Source organism: Plantactinospora sp. CA-294935 (assembly GCF_050936445.1).
GTDB lineage: Bacteria > Actinomycetota > Actinomycetes > Mycobacteriales > Micromonosporaceae > Plantactinospora.
Window position 1 is genome coordinate 4102017 of record NZ_JBNJMU010000001.1, and the last position, 18990, is coordinate 4121006.

The 18990-nt window shown below is 72.8% G+C and carries 18 protein-coding genes; 7 read left to right on the plus strand and 11 right to left on the minus strand.

Features of this window, described 5'->3' with window-relative positions:
- Positions 1 to 2: 2 nt before the first annotated feature.
- Positions 3 to 659 (plus strand): response regulator transcription factor, encoded by a 657-nt coding sequence (locus tag ACQEVC_RS18365; protein WP_318394590.1) that lies wholly within the window; start codon positions 3 to 5, stop codon positions 657 to 659.
- 30 nt (positions 660 to 689) lie between these two features.
- Here ACQEVC_RS18365 and ACQEVC_RS18370 read toward each other — a convergent pair whose 3' ends face one another.
- Entirely contained in the window at positions 690 to 2372 is a 1683-nt protein-coding gene (locus ACQEVC_RS18370) for a copper resistance CopC/CopD family protein (protein ID WP_432878940.1), read from the minus strand.
- A gap of 120 nt (positions 2373 to 2492) precedes the next feature.
- Here ACQEVC_RS18370 and ACQEVC_RS18375 point away from each other — a divergent pair, with 120 nt between their 5' ends.
- On the plus strand, positions 2493 to 4532 hold the full coding sequence (locus tag ACQEVC_RS18375; protein WP_432878943.1) for a prolyl oligopeptidase family serine peptidase: 2040 nt from the start codon (positions 2493 to 2495) through the stop codon (positions 4530 to 4532).
- 68 nt (positions 4533 to 4600) lie between these two features.
- Here ACQEVC_RS18375 and ACQEVC_RS18380 read toward each other — a convergent pair whose 3' ends face one another.
- The 5 genes from ACQEVC_RS18380 to ACQEVC_RS18400 form a co-directional block, all read right to left on the minus strand.
- Positions 4601 to 5566, minus strand: coding sequence for a TIGR04222 domain-containing membrane protein (locus tag ACQEVC_RS18380; protein ID WP_432878946.1), 966 nt, complete (start codon positions 5564 to 5566; stop codon positions 4601 to 4603).
- A gap of 73 nt (positions 5567 to 5639) precedes the next feature.
- Positions 5640 to 8069, minus strand: a complete 2430-nt coding sequence (locus tag ACQEVC_RS18385; protein WP_432878949.1) for a hypothetical protein — start codon at positions 8067 to 8069, stop codon at positions 5640 to 5642.
- Positions 8066 to 8398: a PadR family transcriptional regulator gene (locus ACQEVC_RS18390; protein ID WP_432878952.1), complete on the minus strand. Its 333-nt coding sequence runs from the start codon at positions 8396 to 8398 to the stop codon at positions 8066 to 8068. Before ACQEVC_RS18390 ends, ACQEVC_RS18385 begins: the two co-directional genes overlap by 4 nt.
- Before the next feature lie 66 nt (positions 8399 to 8464).
- Positions 8465 to 9127, minus strand: a complete 663-nt coding sequence (locus ACQEVC_RS18395) for a LysE family translocator (RefSeq protein WP_432878955.1) — start codon at positions 9125 to 9127, stop codon at positions 8465 to 8467.
- 3 nt (positions 9128 to 9130) lie between these two features.
- Positions 9131 to 9877, minus strand: a complete 747-nt coding sequence (locus ACQEVC_RS18400) for a metallophosphoesterase (protein WP_432878957.1) — start codon at positions 9875 to 9877, stop codon at positions 9131 to 9133.
- A 334-nt stretch (positions 9878 to 10211) separates the two neighbouring features.
- Between ACQEVC_RS18400 and ACQEVC_RS18405 the strand changes: the two genes are divergently transcribed.
- Positions 10212 to 10559, plus strand: a complete 348-nt coding sequence (locus ACQEVC_RS18405; RefSeq protein WP_432878960.1) for a hypothetical protein — start codon at positions 10212 to 10214, stop codon at positions 10557 to 10559.
- A gap of 3 nt (positions 10560 to 10562) precedes the next feature.
- Here ACQEVC_RS18405 and ACQEVC_RS18410 read toward each other — a convergent pair whose 3' ends face one another.
- The 4 genes from ACQEVC_RS18410 to ACQEVC_RS18425 form a co-directional block, all read right to left on the minus strand.
- A complete protein-coding gene (locus ACQEVC_RS18410) occupies positions 10563 to 11588 on the minus strand; it encodes a BTAD domain-containing putative transcriptional regulator (protein WP_432878963.1) in 1026 nt (341 codons plus the stop codon).
- Positions 11589 to 11916: 328 nt separating this feature from the next.
- Complete coding sequence (locus tag ACQEVC_RS18415; RefSeq protein WP_432878965.1) at positions 11917 to 12378, minus strand: tetratricopeptide repeat protein; 462 nt, start codon at positions 12376 to 12378, stop codon at positions 11917 to 11919.
- A gap of 822 nt (positions 12379 to 13200) precedes the next feature.
- Entirely contained in the window at positions 13201 to 13425 is a 225-nt protein-coding gene (locus ACQEVC_RS18420; RefSeq protein WP_432878968.1) for a DUF397 domain-containing protein, read from the minus strand.
- Positions 13422 to 14294, minus strand: coding sequence for a helix-turn-helix domain-containing protein (locus ACQEVC_RS18425; RefSeq protein ID WP_432878970.1), 873 nt, complete (start codon positions 14292 to 14294; stop codon positions 13422 to 13424). Before ACQEVC_RS18425 ends, ACQEVC_RS18420 begins: the two co-directional genes overlap by 4 nt.
- 454 nt (positions 14295 to 14748) lie before the next feature.
- Here ACQEVC_RS18425 and ACQEVC_RS18430 point away from each other — a divergent pair, with 454 nt between their 5' ends.
- Both ACQEVC_RS18430 and ACQEVC_RS18435 read left to right on the plus strand, forming a co-directional pair.
- A complete protein-coding gene (locus ACQEVC_RS18430) occupies positions 14749 to 15003 on the plus strand; it encodes a hypothetical protein (RefSeq protein ID WP_432878973.1) in 255 nt (84 codons plus the stop codon).
- On the plus strand, positions 15000 to 16973 hold the full coding sequence (locus ACQEVC_RS18435) for a hypothetical protein (RefSeq protein ID WP_432878975.1): 1974 nt from the start codon (positions 15000 to 15002) through the stop codon (positions 16971 to 16973). Before ACQEVC_RS18430 ends, ACQEVC_RS18435 begins: the two co-directional genes overlap by 4 nt.
- Before the next feature lie 65 nt (positions 16974 to 17038).
- Here the strand turns inward: ACQEVC_RS18435 and ACQEVC_RS18440 are convergent, their stop codons facing one another.
- Positions 17039 to 18022 carry a hypothetical protein gene (locus ACQEVC_RS18440; RefSeq protein WP_318394174.1) on the minus strand — a complete coding sequence of 328 codons (984 nt, stop codon included), beginning with the start codon at positions 18020 to 18022 and terminating at the stop codon, positions 17039 to 17041.
- 50 nt (positions 18023 to 18072) lie between these two features.
- Between ACQEVC_RS18440 and ACQEVC_RS18445 the strand changes: the two genes are divergently transcribed.
- A complete protein-coding gene (locus tag ACQEVC_RS18445) occupies positions 18073 to 18312 on the plus strand; it encodes a hypothetical protein (protein WP_432878978.1) in 240 nt (79 codons plus the stop codon).
- A gap of 54 nt (positions 18313 to 18366) precedes the next feature.
- The gene (locus tag ACQEVC_RS18450) at positions 18367 to 18873 is read left to right on the plus strand and encodes a GNAT family N-acetyltransferase (protein ID WP_432878981.1); all 507 of its coding nucleotides are present in this window, start codon (positions 18367 to 18369) and stop codon (positions 18871 to 18873) included.
- The last annotated feature ends 117 nt before the right edge of the window (positions 18874 to 18990 follow it).

Genomic DNA, 18990 nt, shown 5'->3' on the forward strand with positions numbered 1-18990 from the left:
GCATGTCCGCGACCGAGACCCGGATCCTGCTGGCCGACGACCACGCGCTGGTCCGCCGGGGACTGCGGCTGATCCTCGACGCCGAGCCCGACCTGCGGGTGGTCGCCGAGGCGGCCGACGGGGCGGAGGCGGTGGAGGCGGTCCGGCGGACCGAGATCGACCTGGTCGTCCTGGACATCGCCATGCCGAGGATGACCGGCCTCCAGGCGGCCCGGGAGATCTCCCGGCGGGCGCCCGGGGTACGCATCCTGATGCTCTCGATGCACGACAACGAGCAGTACTTCTTCGAGGCGCTCCGGGCCGGAGCCTCCGGCTACGTACTCAAGTCGGTCGCCGACCGGGACCTGCTGGAGGCGTGCCGGGCGGCGATGCGCGGCGAGCCGTTCCTCTATCCCGGTGCGATCACCGCGCTGATCCGCGACTACCTGCACCGGGCCCGGCAGGGCGAGAAGCTGCCGGAGAGCATCCTGACGCCCCGGGAGGAGGAGATCATCAAGCTGATCGCCGAGGGCAACTCGGCGAAGGAGATCGCCGAGGCGCTGGTGATCAGCGTGAAGACGGTCGACCGGCACCGGGCCAACATCCTGGCCAAACTCGGCATGCGGGACCGGATCGACCTCACCCGGTACGCCATCCGGGCCGGCCTGGTCGAGCCCTGAGCCCGCCGCCGCCGTCTCAGCGCACCCGTCTCAGCGCACCCGTACCACGGTCCGCACGGTGGCCTGGTCGATCTCCGAGGTGCGTACCGTGAACCGCAGCTCCCAGTCGCCGGGGATCGGGAAGCTCACCGCCCCGACCGCGTGGTGCGGCTCGATGCCCAGCATCGGGGTGTCGGTCGGCTCGACACCCTGCGCCGGCAGCGCGGCGGTCAGCGTCCACTCCACCGCCGGCAGCGGCTTGCCGTCCGGGGTGTAGACGTACGCGTGCACGGTGTTGTTCGGCCCGAGCTGCACCGGATAGACGTCGAACTGGAGGGTGTAGAGCGGTGAGCTGAGCGTCTGGGCGAAGGTGTCCGAGGCGGCGATCTCGGCCTCGATCCCGGCGTTGCGCCCCGGGGTGGTCTGCACCAGTACCGAGCTGACCCCGAGCACGACCAGGCCGACCAGCACCTCCAGGCCGACCGTCCGGCGCAACCGCCGCCGTTCGGTCACCGCGCTGGCGGGCGCGGGGGCGGGGGCGGCGGTCGCACGGCGGCGGACCAGGCGGCGGGCGTACCCGGCGGCGCCGAGCAGCAGCGCCAGCAGCGCCACCTTGGCCAGTACCAGCCGTCCGTAGCCGGTGCCGAAGAGCGCGCCCGGTGCGCCGATCTCGATCACCGCCTGCACCAGTCCACCGGCGACGAGCCAGAGCACCGCGATGCTCGCCCAGCGGGACCAGACCGGCAGGACGACCGCCAGCACCCGGGGATGGGCGGCCCGCAGCGGGAAGCAGACCAGCGTCACCAGCCCGCCGAGCCAGACCGACATCGCGGCCAGGTGTACGACACCGGCGATCCCGCTGGCCAGCGGGGTGGGCGAGGCGGCGGCATGCCCGGCCAGCGGCCAGGTGGCCAGTCCGGCCAGCCCGAGCGCGACCAGCAGCCCGACCCGGACCCGACCGGCCGCCCGACCGGCCAGCACCGGCGGCAGCAGGGCGGCGACCAGCGCCACGATGCCCAGCCTGGCGGCGAGCGCCAGCCCGAAGTCCGAGTCGAGCACCTGTCGCAGCTCGGCACCGGAGACGTCCAGCAGCCCGGCGCCGCTGGTGTAGGGGGCCTGTGCCCAGAACCCGGCCAGGGTGCCGGCCGCGACCAGCAGCAGACCGGCCCGGACCAGCCGGACGGCGCCCCGGCGGGGCAGCCGGCGCGGCCAGAGCAGCCCGAGCAGCAACGTCGGACCGATCAGCAGGACGAGTCCGGCGTACCCGAGGTATCTGGTCACCGGCACCGCGAGCTGCACGTCGGGGCGTACCGTCTCGTCGGCCGGTTCGGGCGGGGTGGCCGAGGCGGCGCCGACCGCGAAGGTGTAGCTGCCGGCGACCGGATGGCTGTCGGCGGAGATCACCCGGTAGCTGACCAGGTACGTCCCGAGCGGCCGGTCGGCTACCCGGATCGGGATCCGCAGCGTGGCGTCCCGGACGCCTGCGTCTCCGTTGTTGATCCGCTTGCCGTCCGGGGCCAGCACCTGGGCCCGGCCGGGGACCAGGGTCACCGGTTCGCTGAAGGTGATCGTGACCTCGGTCGGTGAGAAGCCGAGTACGGCCTGCTGCTGCGGCACCGTGCCGACCACCGCGGCGTGCGCCGCCGCCGGTCTCGCCGGCCCGAGCAGCACCGCCACCGCACCGAACAGCAGCACCGCCAGTACGCCGCGCCCCAGCACGGTCAGCCGAGCCACCGGTACGGGTTGGAGCCGAGAACGTCCCACCTCAGTTAGATCGTTTTCCGGCGCCGGGAAGTTCAATCCGCCATCTGACTGAGCGGAAACTTTGTTCACCTTCTGTGGTAGGAACCCTGCGTGTCCCCGGATCTCGACGACGAATTCCGCTGGCTCGAGGCGCTCTCGGACGCCGAGGTGACCGCCTGGGTACGGGCCCGCAACGCGGAGACCTGCGACGCGCTGGCCGACGACCCGTTGTTCGGCACGCTGAAGGCGGAGCTGCGCCAGGTGCTGGACGCTGCGGACCGGGTGCCGTTCGTGCATTGGGACGGAACCTACCTCTACAACCTCTGGAAGGACGAGGCCCACCCCCGGGGGCTGTGGCGGCGTACCACCCTCGACGAGTACCGCCGGGCGGAGCCGAGCTGGGAGCTGCTGCTCGACCTCGACGCGCTGGCCGCCGACGAGGGCGAGCCGTGGACGTGGCAGGGCGCGATCGTGCAGCGGCCCGGGCACCGGCGCTGCCTGATCCGGCTGGCCCGGGGCGGCTCGGACGCGAGCGTGGTCCGCGAGTTCGACCTGGCGGCCCGGGCCTTCGTGCCCGACGGCTTCACCCTGCCGGAGGCGAAGAGCGACGTCGGCTGGATCGACGCCGACCACATCTACGTCGGCACCGACTTCGGCCCGGGGTCGCTGACCGCCTCCGGCTATCCCCGGATCGTCAAGCGCTGGCGCCGGGGTACGCCACTGGCCGAGGCCACCGTGGTCTACCAGGGCCGGGACGACGACGTCTCGGTGTACGCGGTGCACGACCCGACCCCGGGTTTCGTCCGCGACTTCCTCGGCCGCAGGCTGGACTTCTTCCGCCGGGAGGAGTTCCTGCGCACCGTCGACGGCGAACTGGTCCGGATCGACGTGCCGGAGGACGCCGAGACCGACGTACACCGGGAGTGGCTGCTGATCACGCTCCGCTCGGACTGGACGGTGGCCGACCGGACGTACCCCGCCGGAACCGTGCTGGTCACCCGGCTGGACCGGTTCCTCGCCGGTGAGCGCGACCTGACCGTGGTCTTCGCGCCCGGTCCGGACAGCGCGCCCGGCCGGCACGCCTGGACCCGGGGACACCTGATCCTGAGCAGCCTGGTCGACGTGCGGAGCCGGGCCGAGGTCTGCACGCCCGGCGAGGACGGCTGGCACCGGCGGCCGCTGCTGGAGAGCGCCGGACCGGGCGAGGAGCGGCACGTGGTCATCGTCGACACCAACCCGGAGCACAGCGACGAGTACCTGCTGGCCAGCACCGGCTTCCTGGCGCCGACCGCGCTGCACTACGGCACGGTCGGCGGGCCGGCCGAGACGCTGAAGCGGGACCCGGCGTTCTTCGACCCGGCCGGGATGGCGGTCCGGCAGCTACACGCCCGGTCCGCCGACGGGACCCGGGTGCCGTACTTCCTGGTCGGCCCGGCGGGGGAGCCGACCGGACCGACCCTGCTGACCGGGTACGGCGGCTTCGAGATGGCCTGGACGCCGAGCTACAGCGGCATCATCGGCCGGGGTTGGCTGGCCAGGGGCGGCAGTTACGTGGTCGCCAACATCCGGGGCGGTGGCGAGTACGGCCCGCGCTGGCACCGGGCGGCGTTGCGGGAGAACCGGCTCCGGGCGTACGAGGACTTCGCCGCCGTGGCGACCGACCTGGTCGACCGGGGCATCACCGTACCGGCGCGGCTCGGCATCGAGGGCGGCAGCAACGGCGGGCTGCTGATGGGGGTGATGCTGACCCGGTTCCCGGAGCTGTTCGGCGCGGTGGTGGCCCGGGTGCCGCTCTTCGACATGCGCCGCTACCACCTGCTGCTGGCCGGCGCCTCCTGGATGGCCGAGTACGGCGACCCGGACGACGAGGCCGACTGGGCGTTCCTGCGCGAGTACTCGCCGTACCACAACGTCCGGCCGGGGCGGTCGTATCCGCCGGTCCTGCTCGTCACGTCGTCCCGGGACGACCGGGTGCATCCGGGGCACGCCCGCAAGATGGCCGCCCGGATGCGCGGGTACGGCTACGACGTCTCCTACTACGAGAACGTCGAGGGCGGGCACGGCGCCGCCGCCGACAACGCGCAACTGGCCTTCAAGTGGGCGCTGATGCTGCGCTTCCTCTGGCGCCGGCTCACCGAAGCCCCGCACTGACCCGCCCGCCCGGCCCGGGCCCCCCACCCCGGCGGCCGGCTTGTGCGGTCGGTCAGTGGCACCGCGGGTCAGCCGCCTCCGCCGCCCCCGCAACCGCCTCCGCCGCCTCCGCCGCCCCCGCAGCTACTTCCACCGCCTCCGCACCCGTGCCCGCCACCGCCGTCGGAGCCGTACCCGCCCACGCTGCACGCGTAGCCGCTGCCGGCGCCCGACCCGCCAGCCGAGCCGACCCCGAGCCGCTGCTGGATCTCGGCCTCGGCGGCGAACTCCGGGTCCGCCGCCCAGAGCGCCGCCGGGCCGAAGAGCGCGACCGACATCGCCGCGCCGGTCGGGCCGTAGGTGCTCCAGGCCGGCTGCTGGGACGGGGCCAGATGGGCGTGTTCGGTGCGCAGGGTGGCCAGCGCCCAGTTGCCGGCTCGGGTCCGCACCGGCGGCCGGCGTGCCAGCAGCACGGTGGCCGCGCCGAGCCCGACCAGGACGAGCACCAGCGGCAGCCAGAGCGCGCCGGTCGCGGCCTCGGCGAACAACCGGAGTACGCCGAACAGCAGCACGCAGCCCAGCAACCAGGTCGAGCCGCGCAGCGCCTGGCGGGCCTCGCCGCCCGGCATCAGCCCGGCCTCCTCCAGCTCGGTACGCAGCCGGTACAGCTCCGCCGAGACGCCCGAGTCGTACGACAGCTCCCGTGGGCGCCGTCGCTGCCCCGCGAACCGGTGGATCGCCGCCTCCAGACCGCTCGCCCCGGCCGGCCGGTCCCCGGCGACCTCCAGGTACCGGTCCGGGGCGGGACCGATCGCCACCGCACCGGCGTTGCGCAACGCGGCCAGGGCCGTGTAGATCGCCAACCGCTTGCCGCCGTTCAGGTACGCGACCTGGCCGGCGGTCAGCGTCGAGGTGCGTACGCTCTCCGGCCCGGCCATGATCTGCCGGCGCCGTACGGCCGCGTGACCGACGACCACCACTGCCAGGAGGAGATAGCCCGACAGGAAGGTCGACGCGCTGATTCCCCAGGTCACGTTGCTCGGATCAAGAGTCATGGCCCTGTCCCCCGTCCACTTAGGTCGAACGTCCTTAGATTGTGCGGCCGGGGTGGCGGAGTAATGCCGTTGATCACTGTTTCTTGACCGAAGTTTGCGGCTCGGGGCGTACGGAAGGTCCGCACCCGTCCCGGAAGGGACCGTCTTGGTCAGCCGCGTACGAGTGGGCAGGTGAAGTCTCGGGCGGGTTCGGGCCGGGTCCAGGAATCGTTCGGGTCGGTGGGCCCGGCACCACCCGGGTGGCGAGCACCACAGCCAGCAGGGCGGCGAGCAGCACCGCGCCGGTCAGGTAGGGCAGTCCGTCGACCGGCCGGCCGTAGTCCGCGGCCCGCAGCAACGGCTCGCCGAGCAGCGGTGCGAGGGCGAGTTGCGCGTACGCCGACGGCAGGCCGAGCAGCACCGCGCCGGCGCCGAGGGCGGCCCACCGCCAGACGGCTCCGGGGCGCCGCCGGAGCACCATGGTGGCGAGCGCGACGGTCAGCAGGGCGGGTCCGAGCGCGACGGCGAAACCGACCTCCCCGGCGGCGCCGCCGCTGAGGGCGCCGAGGGCGGCCATCAGCAGCGCCGGCACGCCGACCAGGGGAGCGGCGACCGCGACCGGCAGCCGATTCTCGCGTACGGCCAGCGCGGTCGTCCCGGCCAGCACCGCGAACGCGGCGGCGGTGAGTGCGGTCCCGATCGGGTACCCGGACGGGGTCAGCTCGCCCGGCCAGCTCGCCCGGAACAGCAGCGCCGGAGCACAGCACGCGGCCACCGCGGCCACCCAGGCGAGCCGCCGCCGTACGACGTGCTCCGGAACCGCCGCCCGGTCACCCCGTTCCGTCCGGCGGGCGAGGGCGCCGCCGAGCCACCAGCCGAGCGACAGCACCGCCACGCCGACGCCGAAGACCGCGGGCAGCAGACCCGGCCGGGCGAGGTCGGCGGCGTCGAGTACCGAGTCGACGGCGAGCAGCAGCGCGGCGGTGCACAGCCCGGGCAGCAGTACCGCGCCACGGGAGGCGGCCACCACCAGCAGCCCGAGTACGGCGAGCACGACCCCGGCCTCGCGCAGCTCCTGGGCCCACAGGTGCAGTTCCCAGCTCTGCACCTCGTCGACCGCCGCCACCTCGGAGAGCCCCGGCGTGAGGACCGTTGCCGCGTACGCCCACAGGCCCAGCCCGACCGCCGCGACCGCCACGCCGAAGCGGCGGAGCACCGCACCGGCCCGGCTCCAGCCCGACCGCCGGCCGATCGGCGTCCGGACGCTGGGCGAGCCGACCGCGGTTGCCGGATTGGCGGCGTCGGCTGCGCTGGCCGGGGCCGCTGCGTCGCCCGTCGGAACGGGCCGCCGGGTCCGGGCCGCCGCCATGCCGTAGCAGAGCGCGAACGCGGTGCAGGCGAGCAGCGGGCGCAGGGTGTTCGCGACGATCATTACGACCATCTCCGACGCCACGTAGCCCTGCTCGACCCGGCCGAACCGGACCCCGCTGCCGTGCGGGTCCAGCAGGCTGAGCGGGAACCACCACGGTGCGGTACCGAAATCCAGGTTCTCCGCCACCGCCGCGTGCCGGCCGGCGACCACCGCGACCAGTTCGAGCGCGAGCAGCCCGCCCCCGACGGCGAGCAGTGACGCCACCCGACGGCGTCCACGATGGACGAGCCGGGCGGCCGCCCCGGCGAGCGGTGCGACGAGTACGCCCCAGAGCAGCAGCGCCGGTATCGGCTCGGAGGTCAGCACGGTGACGCCCGGCTGCGGTTCCGGGGTGGAGTGTGCGACCAGGTGCAGGGCCACCGCCCCGGCGGCCATCAGCAGCGGGGCCAGCACCGCCGGGCCGGCCACGCCGAGCCGGGTGTGCCGCGCCCGGTCCACCGGCAGCCGCCGGCCCAGCCACCCGCCGAGCCAACCGGCGACCGCGGCCCCTGTCGCGAGACCGGCGACCGAGGCGACGTTGCCGGCCCAGTCGATGCCGGCGGACGGGCCGGAGCCGTCCGGGTATCCCCGGGTCAGGGTCAACAGGGTCGTGCCCACCATCTCGAGTACACCGATCAGCACCTGGCAGAACAGCACCGCGCCGAGCAGCGCCAGCAGCGGTTGCAGGGCCCTGCCGGCACCGGGCAGCACCTCCCGCCAGCCACGTGGTACGCCGTGCCCGTCCTCGGCCGGCGGCGAGCCGGCGAGGCTGACCGCGAACCGCAGTTGCCGGACGGCCCGGTTCACCGGACCGCCGCCCGGATCGGCGCGGATCGCCGCCAGCTCGGCGCGCCACTCCGGCAGCATCCGCAACTCGGCGGGCCACCGCCGTGCGGCGACCCGGAGCAGGGCGTCGGCGACCGCCGGCACGCCCCTGCCCCCGGTCGGGGATTCGCCCGGGTCGGTTGGCCGCTGTCCGCCGGTCTCCGGTTCGTCTGCGCCGGTCGGGGGTTCGTCCGGGTCGGCTGGCCGCTGTCCGGTCTCCGGTTCGCCCACGCCGGCCGGCGGCTGTCCGCCGGTCTCCGGCTCGTCCGGGTCGGCTGGCCGGTTCACGCCGGTCTCGGTTTCGGGCTGGCCGGCCGGGCGGTGCCGCCGAGCTGCTGGTGCAGCAGCGCCAGTTCGGTGCGGGCCCGGGCCAGACCGTCCGGGGTGAGCCGGTAGTAGCGCCGCGCGGGCCGGCCCGCCTCGACCGGGTCGATCTGCTCCCAGGCCGAGTCGACCCAGCCGGCCCGTTGCAGCCGGACCAGGATCGGATAAAGGGTGCCGCTGGGCAGCCCGGTCGCGCCGATCAGGTCTAGGCCGTAGCGGTCTGTCGTCGCGTCTTCGAGAAACGCGGCGAGCACCCGCGCCACGGCGGTGGTCACCCGCACCTCACTACCCATGTCCGGAACTCTACATAGGGCGGCGCGCGGTGTCACGGCCAGCCGCGAGCGCCGGGCGGTGCGGTCTCAGCTCACCGCCGTACGGACGCCGAGGCCGACCAGGATCGCACCGCTCGCCCGGTCGAGCGCCCGGCGGACCCGTACGGTGCGCAGCAGTCGGGCGGCCGCGCCCGAGATCGCGGTCCAGCCGGCGAGCCAGCAGCCGGCGAGCAGCGCGTGCGCCGTGCCGAGCACCAGCATCGGGATGAGCACCGGACCGTCGACGTCGAGGAACTGCGGGGCGAGGGTCAGGTAGACCGCCGCCGCCTTCGGGTTGAGTACGTTGCCGAGAAACCCCTGGAGGTACGGATGGTGCCCCCGCCACGGCAGCCGCCGGCTCCGGGGCGCCGACGGCCCGTCCGAGGTGCTCGACGGCCCGTCCGAGGTGCTCGATGGACGGCGGCGGGTCGCCGACCAGAGCAGCCACACTCCGAGGCCGACCAGATAGCCGGCCCCGAGCAGCTTGACCAGCAGAAACGCCTGTGACGAGCGGAGTACGAGTGCGGCCAGCCCGACGGCGGCGAGGACGGCGTGCACGTAGAGGCCGGTGAGGGTACCGAGGATCACCCACCAGCCCTGCCGGCGCCCGCCGGCGGCGACCCGGGAGACGACCAGGGTCAGGCTGGTGCCCGGGGTCGCGGTGATCGGCGCGACGGCCGCCAGGAAGCCGAGTACGGCGATGCCGTGCACGGCTCAGACCACCACCCGGTAGTGCGTGGTCAGCAGTCCCGCGTCGTCGTAGACGTGGAACGCCACCCCGGGCGGCTGGGCCAGGTCGACCAGCGGCCCGTCGCCCTCCCACGGCAGCCGGAGCGTGGAGACGACCCCGGGGGCGATCCGGAGCGGCCGGCCGGCGAAGGTGCTCGCGGCGGAGGTGTGGAAGTGCCCGGTCAGCACCGCGACGACCTGCGGATGGGTGCCGAGCAGTTCGGCCAGCGGCTCGGCCGGCAGCAGGCGTATCGGGTCGATCACCGGATGGTGCAGGGCGACCGGTGGGTGGTGGAAGGCGACGAAGACCGGCGCCCCGGCCGGCGTCGCGGTCAGTTCGTCGGCGAGCCAACCCATGGTCTCCGCGTCGAGGTGCCCGTCGTCCCGGCCGGGCACCGACGAGTCGGCGAGCAGGAAGACGGCACCGGCCACGTCGTGCCGGCTGTTGATCGGGCCGGTCCCGCCGCGCGCGTCGCCGAGCAGACCCTTCCGGTACGCGTCCCGCACGTCATGGTTGCCGGGGCAGGTCAGCACCGGCAGCGGCGAGGCGAGGAGCTTCGCGGCGGTCTCGTACTCGGCCACCTCGCCGTGGTCGGCGATGTCCCCGGTGACCAGGATCGCGTCGACCGGTCGGGGCAGGGCGTGCAGGTAGTCCATCACCCGGGCGGTCCGCTCGGCCGACCGGGGAGAGCTGTCGAGATGTGTGTCGCTGAGGTGGGCGATGACGAGCACTGGCGTCCCCCTGATGCTTGCTCGCGTCTTGACCATTAGCAAGCTACCAACGCCGGGCGGCGGACCGGACGAACTGACGCCCGCCCTGCCGTCCGGTGGCCCTGCCGTCCGGTGGCACCTCCGTCCGTCGGCCCTGCCGTCCGTCGGCACTTCCGGCGGCGTGCCGGGTTCTGCCGGTTCTGCCGGTCGCCGGTGCGGTGCGGCCCGGGTCCGCCCAGGCCAGGCGCGGTGGGCCGGGGCCGGCGCGGCGCATGCCCCGCTACCCGAGGTACGCCCTGCGCCGGCCCATAGCGTTGCGGGGGTACCGCACACCCCGGGCGATGGGAGCAGGAAGATGCGTCGGATCCTCGCCGTACTGACCGCGGCAGTCATCGGAGCCGTACTGGTCGCGCCACCGGCGCCGGCTCAGGCGGCACCCGGTGATCAGCGCTGGTCCTGTGGCAGCGTGCCGGCCGGCTGGGTCGTGCTGGCGTACGCCGGGATCTGCGACCCGAGCACCCGGGCCAGCTATCTCTTCGTGCAGCAGGCGGAGGGAATGCCCGCCGGCTCGTCCCTGACGGTGTGCCAGTTCTCGCCCATCCCGGGCGGCTGGCGGATCGTCTACGGACCCGTGCACGTGAGCAGTTGCGTCGTCAACTGGGGCAGTTCCTCGCCCAACGCGTACGTGATCTCCAACTCCTGACCGTCACGCCGGGCGGCCGTCGGCGCCGGGTACCTGCTGGCGCAGCACCCGCAGGTGCGCCGCCCGGAGTTCCGCGCCGGGCAGTACCCCGAGTTCGTCGGCGAGCCGTTCGCGCAACTGGCCGAAGAGCCGCAGCGCGCTCGCCTGTTGTCCGGTACCCGCCAGGGCGAGCATCAGCCGGGCGTGCAACCCTTCGTGCAACTGCTCCACCTCCGCGACCTGGGCGAGCGGCGTGGTCACCCGACCGGCGGCGCTGGTGGAGAAGGCGAGGTCGGCCAGGGCCAGCACGCAGTCCAACCGGTGCCGGGACAGGGCCGTCGCGGCGGGATGCCGGAGCAGCGCGGGTCCGGCGCCGGCCAGCAACGGTCCGCGCCAGCAGGCCAGCCCGGCGGAGAACAGCTCGACCGCCCGGTCCAGTTGGCCCCGGCGGTGCGCCCGGGTGGCCCGTTCGGCCAGTGCCCGGAAGCGTCCCGCGTCGACCCGGTCGGCCGGCAACGCGAGTCGGTACCCGTGGCGGTCGCGGACGATGACCGGGGTGGCCGGGCCGGCGTACGTCGCGCCGACGAGCCGGCGCACCCTGGTCAGGTACGTCTGGATCAGGCCGCGACAGCTACGCGGCGGCCGGTCCCACAGCACGTCGACGATGTCGGAGATCGGCACCGGCTGGTCCGGTTGGACGGCGAGCAGACCGAGCAGGAGCTGGTGCTTCAACGGTCCCACGTCGACCGGCCGGTCGCCGTGCCGGATCCGCAGCGGACCCAGTACGTCGATCCGGAGCGACCGGTCCGGCCTGGTCGGCCGGCCAGCGGTGGTGGACCGGAGTCGGGCCTGCTCGGCGGCGGAGAGGTCGAGGGCGGCGGCGAGCCGGGTCAACACCCGGTGCTGCGGCTGCGTCACCCGGTCGTGCTCCAGATCGCGTACGGTCCGTACGCCCACTCCGGCCCGGGTCGCCAGAGCGGCCTGGGTCAACCCGGCCCGGGCCCGGTATCCCCGGACCAACACGCCGAACGTGCCAGACTCTTCGCTCACCGGGCCGACCCAACCTCAGCGGTAGACGTAGATGTCGATCTATCAACTTCGATGAGGCTGCCAGGTGGGACTGGACGCCGACTGGAACCTCGCTGGACCGGGATCGGCGGGCGGCGGGGCCAGGGTGTTCGGCGGGCGGCCGGGTTCGCCGAGCGGGTGACGCTCTGGTCGTACGCCCTCTGGCTCTGCATCGGGGCGATCGGCCTGCGTCGAACGGGTTCGCCGGAACGGGTGGTCCGGTAGGAGCGGTTCAGGCTGGGGCGAGGCAGCCGCGACGACGAGCGTCCCGGTGTGGGGAAGGGCAGGATGTCTCTTCGGCTGCGCGTGCCTACTCGGAGGTCAGCAGCCGCGCCAGCCGATCCAGGCCGCCCTTGATGAGCTGTGCGTACTCGTCACCGCCAAGCGCGCCGATCCCCGCCTGCGCACGCTGGAGGTGCTCGCGGGCACGGCCGAGGTCGCCGAGCTTGCGGTAGCACTCACCCAGGTTGAGGTGCAACGACGGATACAAACCGGCGACCGGCAGCATCACCCCAGCCTCCGCTACCCGGGCATCGGTGAGCAGGTCGGCCGCCGCCAGCGCTCGCTGATCCCAGACCAGCTCCTGGTGGACGTCGTCCTGCACATCGGCCATCGCGTGCGCGAGGACGCAAACGTGCAGAGGATCGCCCCGCTCCCCGCCGATCTCGTCCCAGATCTGTGCGAACAAGTCGCGAGCAGCCTCAGGTTGGCCTTGATGATGATGCAACTGCACGCCTTCGTTGATGCGGGCGAGCGTTGCATCGGTGATCATCGGCTGCTCCTACGCGGCTCGTCTCGCGACGGTGGCATGGATCGTACTTGCGGCACGATCATCGGCGGAACGGCCCGTCCCCGTCCGGGTCCGCATGGCGATTCGACGATCGGTGCTCCCACGTACGGCGGAAACCGAAGCTTCCTGGCCATCCGTCCAATCCATCGGTGCGTACCACCGGGACCGGTTGGCGTCACGAAGTGTCGCCAGTCGACCACTATGGATGATCTAACTGTAGGCCAAGACTGCTCCGGTGACCTATCAACCGCATGAGCCCTCCGCCAATCCGCATGGACAGCAGCAACCGATACACCAGCCGCCCACCGGGACGACGTACCCGGTCGGGGTGGCGCGGTCGCGAGCCGGCCTGCTCGGCGGACTCGGTCCGGGGCAAAAGGCCGCGCTCTTCGTCGGTGGCCCGGTGCTCTCGCTCCTGCTCTGGTCTACCGCGAGGAAAAAGAGGGCAGCGAGGAACCTCGGAAAGTCGCTCCATCCCGAGGCGTCGAGTTGTGTCTCGATTCGGTCGTTGGCCGCCCGGTCGCCCCGGACCAGCGTCCGGACGTACTCGGGCAGTTCAGGGCCGATCGTCGGGATCACGTTTCCATCCCTCGTCTGATGGTCGCCTTCACCTCGTCAACGCTCACCAGCACCATCCACTGTCCAGGACGATTCGCAGTCGATTTCGATCCCCACCGCCTGTCGCAGGCTATCGGAGCCTGTCGATCAGGTGCTGCCCTGAAGGTGACGCCGGCAACGGCATGTGCGGCGAAACGGCGAGCGCCCCGGCCGGTGGGGCCGGAGCGTGCCACCGCATCGATCCGGTCAAGCGGGGGTGCTGAAGTCGAACTCGCCGTCCTTGACTCCGGCGACGAAGGCGTCCCACTCGGCTCGGGTGTAGACGATGGTCGCCGCGTCCGGTGCCTTGCTGTGCCGCAGCGCCACCCGCCCCGACCCGTCGAGTACCGGTCCCGCCTCCACGCAACTGCCACCGCCATCCGAGCTTCGGCTACTGATGTGCCAAGCCACCGGCGGCAGGCTCTCACTCATGTCGCCTCCTCCGCGATCGTTGCGATCAACTGCGCCGACTCGCGTGGACCGAGCGCGGCCTCCCGAAGGCGATCGTACGCGTCGAGGTACTTGGCGGACTTCGGTGATTCGAAGTACATCTGGCCGGCCAACCCCTCAAGGTAGGCCACCTCAGGGTACGGCTTGGGCATCCGGAACAGCCAGAACGAGCCTTCGAGTCCGGGGTGTAGCCATACCCGGGTTGGCAGCACCCTGATCTCGACCTTCGGTCGTTGCGCGATGTTTCCGAGGTGGAGGAGTTGTGCTCGAAGAAGAGCACTGCCGCCGATCTGACGGCGAAGCACGGACTCGTCGATGATCGTTTCGAGTGCTGGCGGATTTGGTCGTTCAAGCACGCCCTGTCGCTCCATCCGAAGCTCCAGCCACCGGGACACCTTGTCTTCCGTGCTGTTGGGTCCCTCCAAGCATCTGATCACGAGCTCGGCGTACTTCCGTAGCTGGAACAGCCCGGGAATGAGCATCGCGTGATACGAGCAGACCGTGTTGGCGCGGGACTCCAGCCACGGGAAGTCGATGAAGGAAGAATCGACCAGGTCGCCGTAGTTGTCGGTCCAGCGGTCGGTGCGCCACACCTCTTCCGCGAGTGTGAGCAGTTGGGCGCGTTCGGTGGCGCGGTGGAAGCCGTACAGGTCGAGCAGGGCGAGCACGTCGTGGCGTTGGATCGGCCACTCGGCCCGCTCGTAGCGGCCGAGCGCCGACCGGTCCCGGTTCAGGTGCTCGGCGACCAGCTCCAGGCTCATGCCGCGCTGCTCGCGCAGCTCCCGGAGCCGCTGGCCGAGCCACTGTGCCCGGAGCGTACGGATGAAGGGCCGATGTTGCGTCACCACCATGATCTGTCTCCTCTGCCGAATCGGTGCGGGTCGTCGCGGAAAGGTCGAGCGGGAAGGGTTACTCCCGCCCGGCGGCCCCTGACAACCTGTCGATAGAGGAGGTGATGCCGAGTCGTCTTTTCAGGTTGGACCGCTGATTCATCGCGACTTACCGGAGTTATCTACCACGGGCGCGCGTAGCTCCGCGACCCCGCACCATCACGAATTGCGCCACCGTTCCACCGACCGCGTGGCGTGGTGAAGCGCGTGCTCATTTCCGCCTGCCCTGCTGCCGTACTCGCCGATTGGCTGCGGTGGCAGGTGCGTCAGGGGCGGCCCGTTCCCGACATCGGCCTCCCGACGGGCCGCCCCTCTCAGTTCCCGAAGCGTTCCATGCTGACGATGAAAGAAGGAGTACGTTGTCCAACATAGATCGCGGCTTGACTACCGCCCCCGATCCGCCGGGCGGCCGGTGATGGACGAGCGGCCGAGGTTCGTCCTGCATCTGCCGTTCACCGCGAACAGCCTGGACGCGGCGAAGCTCTTCGCCCGCACCGCCGGTCGTTCGCTGGCCTTCCTGTCCCAGGTCGACGTGCCGGAGACGACCCTCTCCGAAGAGGACAACCAGGGCGTACGGCACCGGGTCTTCTGCGACCGGCTGCTGACCGGCGGCCGGCGCTGTGCGTTGCGGGCCGACCATCCGAACGATTGCACGGCGGTGGGCCGGTGACCGCCACACCCCTGGTGGTGCCCTGCCCGGACTGCCGTACCGCCAGCTACGCCTGCTCCGCCTGTGGCCAGTACGGGTCCCTTCGGGCTCAACTCGTCCTCACGGTGGCGAACCTGGACACCGGAGCGGTCGCCTCGGCGGAGGTCGTACCCGGAGTGCTCGAACCCCGCCCGGCGCCCGGCGGTGGCTGGCACCTCGCGCTGACCCCGCTGCTGCGCCACCTGGCCGCGTCGGTCGGTGCGGGCAGCGTCCACCACGTCACCGCCCCGACCGAGCCGGTCGGCGAACGGCTGGTACCGCTGCCTGCCCGGTGGCGGCCCGAGTTGGCCACCGAGCAGCGGCACGACCTGGAGACGGCGGCGATTGCCGGCTGGACGCGTACCCCGTGGCAGGTCTTCCTCGGCCGGACCACCGCGCGGCCGGCGCCCGACCCGGATCGGCAGCTCACCCGGCTCTGCGCGATCGCCGGCCTGCTCTGCCTCGACCTGGTGGTCGAGGCGCGTCGGCTCCCCGGCGCCGCCGAGAGCTTCGGCTGGGAGGTGCGATACGAGCTACCCGGCTCGGCACCTCCGGAACAGCCGGCCGCCTTCACCGACCTGCCCACGGCGGTCGCCGTCACCACCGTCGAGCGGGCGGTCGGGCTGCTGGCCGCTCGCCGGGTCGCCGCGCCGGCACACTTCGTCCGCTCTGCGGGCCCGGACGGGGTCGCTCGGCCGGCCACCGTCGACGTCATCTCCGGAATCGATGTCGGGCAGGTCGAACGCCGGATCCTCGGCGGCTGCGTCGTTCCGGCCACCGGCGAGGAGATGCCGGGCGCGCAGGGGATCTGGCGCAACGGCGCCTGGTGGTACACCGGGCTGCGTCCGGGTGCCGTGCCCGAGTCGCAGGTCGACCGGCACACCGGGCGGTTCAGCCCCCGGCCCGCCGGCACGTTGCGGCGCAACTGGGAGCCGCCGGCCCCGCACTGGCGCGGCACCCCCATCCCGTACGTCGACTGCGCCGACTGCGACCCGGCCACCGGCCTACGGCCCTGCGAGTGCACCCTCGGCGGCCGGCCCGCCGAAGCCGGGTGTCTCCGGTGCCATGGCGCCGGTCGCTGTGCTTCGGTGCTGCCCTGTCACGCCTGCGGCGGCACCCGCCGCCGTTACCTCGGTGCCGTCGTCACGCTCAGCAACCTGCGTGACCAGGTCCTCCACCTCAACTGGGAGGTCGGGCAGCCGCCGCCGGCCCAGCCGGTCGGCAGCCAGCCGACCGGGCAGCCGGTGGTCCAGCTTCCCGGCCGCTACCGCCTGGCACGCTGGGCCGGCGCCTTTCGGGTACGCCCCGAAGACCTCGCCGAGCTGGACGGTGGTGGCGGCGTCGACCAGGACCTCCGGGACGGCATCGTCACCCTGCCCGACCCGGACGCCGACCCGCTGGCCCACTACGTCGGGTACGCCAGTCGCGGTCACCCGGGCGCACGGCGCTTCGTTCGGGCCGCCCGACCCGATGTGCCGCCGCTGGCCGACCTGATCCGGCTCGCCCTCGGCCTCGGCCTGGTTGTCACCGTGACCGTGCAGAACCATCGGCTCAACCAGGGTGATCCACTCCGGCTGCACGGCGAGGGCTGGCGCGTCGAACTCAACGCACCAGCCCTGCCAATGGGCGTACCCGAGCTGCCGACCCATCCCACCGTCGAGACGGCGATCGCCGACTGCCTCGACTGCCTCGATCTCGCCTTGGCCGAGGCGGTGCCGGCCGACCCGAGATATCCGATCCCGGTCCCGTCGTCACCGGAGCCCGCGCGGCTCGACGACCCGCTGCCCCTGCTCACCCACCTCGGCGACCGGTACGCCGGCCAGCCCGTGGCGTTCCGATTCGACCCGGCCGGCTGCCACCTCTACCTGTGCGTCAACCGCACCGCTCGGCACATCACCACCTTCACCAGCTTGGCCGCGGGTCCGGAGGAGGCGGTGCCGTTCCCGTACTGACTCGGCCGACCGCCGCTGGCGCCGATCGAGGTGCGTGGCTCCGGCATACCGTCAGCGGAGGGTGGTCACTGCTGGAAGTTGCCGGGGCCGAGGACCTGCCAGGTCGGCGTCGTCGGGTTGGCGATCGACCGGAACGGCACGGTGAAGCTGAACGCCTGCTTGGTGGAGCGCTTGATGGTCCAGAGCTTCGACCGGGTGCCCGAGTGCTCCCAGGCGATGCCCTGGCCCTCCACGCCCGGCAGGGTGACCGTGCCGACCCACTCCAGTTCGGAGCCGGCGGACGGCAGCCGCAGCACGTACGCCTCACCGAGGTCGTGGCCGGTCAGCCAGAGCCGGCCGTCCGGCCCCCAGGAGCCACCGGAGTTGCTCATCGGTGTGAACCGGTCGAGGATCGGCTTCGGGATCGTCCACGCCTCGACGACCTGGAACCTGTCGTCCAGCTTGACCACCTGGGTGTTGTACGTCTCCCCGTACGGCTCGGTCTCGCCGTCGGCGATCTCGTCGTAGTTGGCGAACCCGGCCCACCACGCCCCGTCGTGCCGGTCCAGCCAGGTCAGCGACCCCCGGAAGATCCCGAAGCTGTACGTCTCGACGTGCCGCATCGTCCTCGTGTCGAAGACCTCGATCGAGCTTTCCATCGGCGACTCGTCGTAGTTGGAGTGCGCGGCGTAGAGCCGGTTGCCGACCACCACACCGCTGTCCAGGTGGATGATCGGGCCGCCGGAGTTCGAGGCGAACTGGAGCAGCGGCCGTCCGGTCGCCTTGTCGTGCTTGGTGATGCTGCGATTGTCGACCACGTAGAAGTACCGGTCGTCGACGGCGACGCCCTGGTTGGCGTCGAAGGCGTCGTAGCTGCGGGTCAGGGTGGCCGAGAGGACCGGCGGCTCGGCGGCGACCACGGCCGGCTTCGGCGTGGGGGCGGGGGCGACGACGGTCGGCGTGGACGCCTGGGCGGGCACGAGGCCGGCGGCCAGGGCGACCGCGCCGGCGGCGACCGAGGCGCCGAGTCCGGCGGCGATCCGGGTACGGGTCGGCATGATCTCCTCCATCGGGATTCGGGTACGCCCCGGGTCGCGTGGACCGGCCGAGGGCCAGCACTGTGCCCTCGTCAGTCGCCCTGCCCGACCCGTCGGCGTACCGTCCGACCCTCTCCGGCCAACCGCTCGGCGTGCGGAACCGGATCCGGCGACCCGATGAACTGATCATGAAGCCGGGCCGGCCGCCGGCCTGCTCACGGCGCCCGCTGTTCGGCGGGGCCTACCAGCCGGTCCCGCTCACCGTCACCGACACCCGCACCTTCGACTCCGGCGCGGCCCTCGTCACCTACGGCCGGACGTGACCCCGGGCGGAAATATCGCTGGTCGCCCGCTGGCCGGGCCGGGAGGATGACCCGATGCGGATCCGACCGGCCCGTCAGCCGGACCTGCCCGGGCTGCGGGACATCGAGCGGGCCGCCGGACGGGCCTTCCGGGACATCGGGATGCCGGAGATCGCCGACGACGAACCACCGTCGGTCGAGGAGCTGGCCCGGCATCAGCGCGCCGGCCTGGCCTGGGTCGCGGTCGACGCCGACGACCTGCCGGTCGGCTATCTGGTCGCCGAGCCGGTGGACGGCAACCTGCACGTCGAACAGGTCTCGGTGCATCCCCGGGTCGCCCGCCGGGGCGTGGGCCGGCAACTGATCGAGCGCCTCGCCGCGCACGCCACGGCGAGCGGGGTACCGGCGCTGACCCTGACCACCTTCACCGACGTGCCGTGGAACGCCCCGTACTACTCCCGGTGCGGATTCGTCGTCCTCGACGAGCGGGAGCTGCCCCCCGGGCTGGCGGCGATCCGGGCCCGCGAGGCGGCACACGGCCTGGACCGGTGGCCCCGGGTCTGCATGCGCCGCGACCTGTAGGCCGGATCGGGCGCGCCAGAGCATCCGTCGGGCAGCTCGAACGACCTCACCCCGGGGGCTGCGGCTGCCGCCGGTGCCGCTCCAGCCGAGCCGCCACCGGCCGATCGTCCGGAGGAG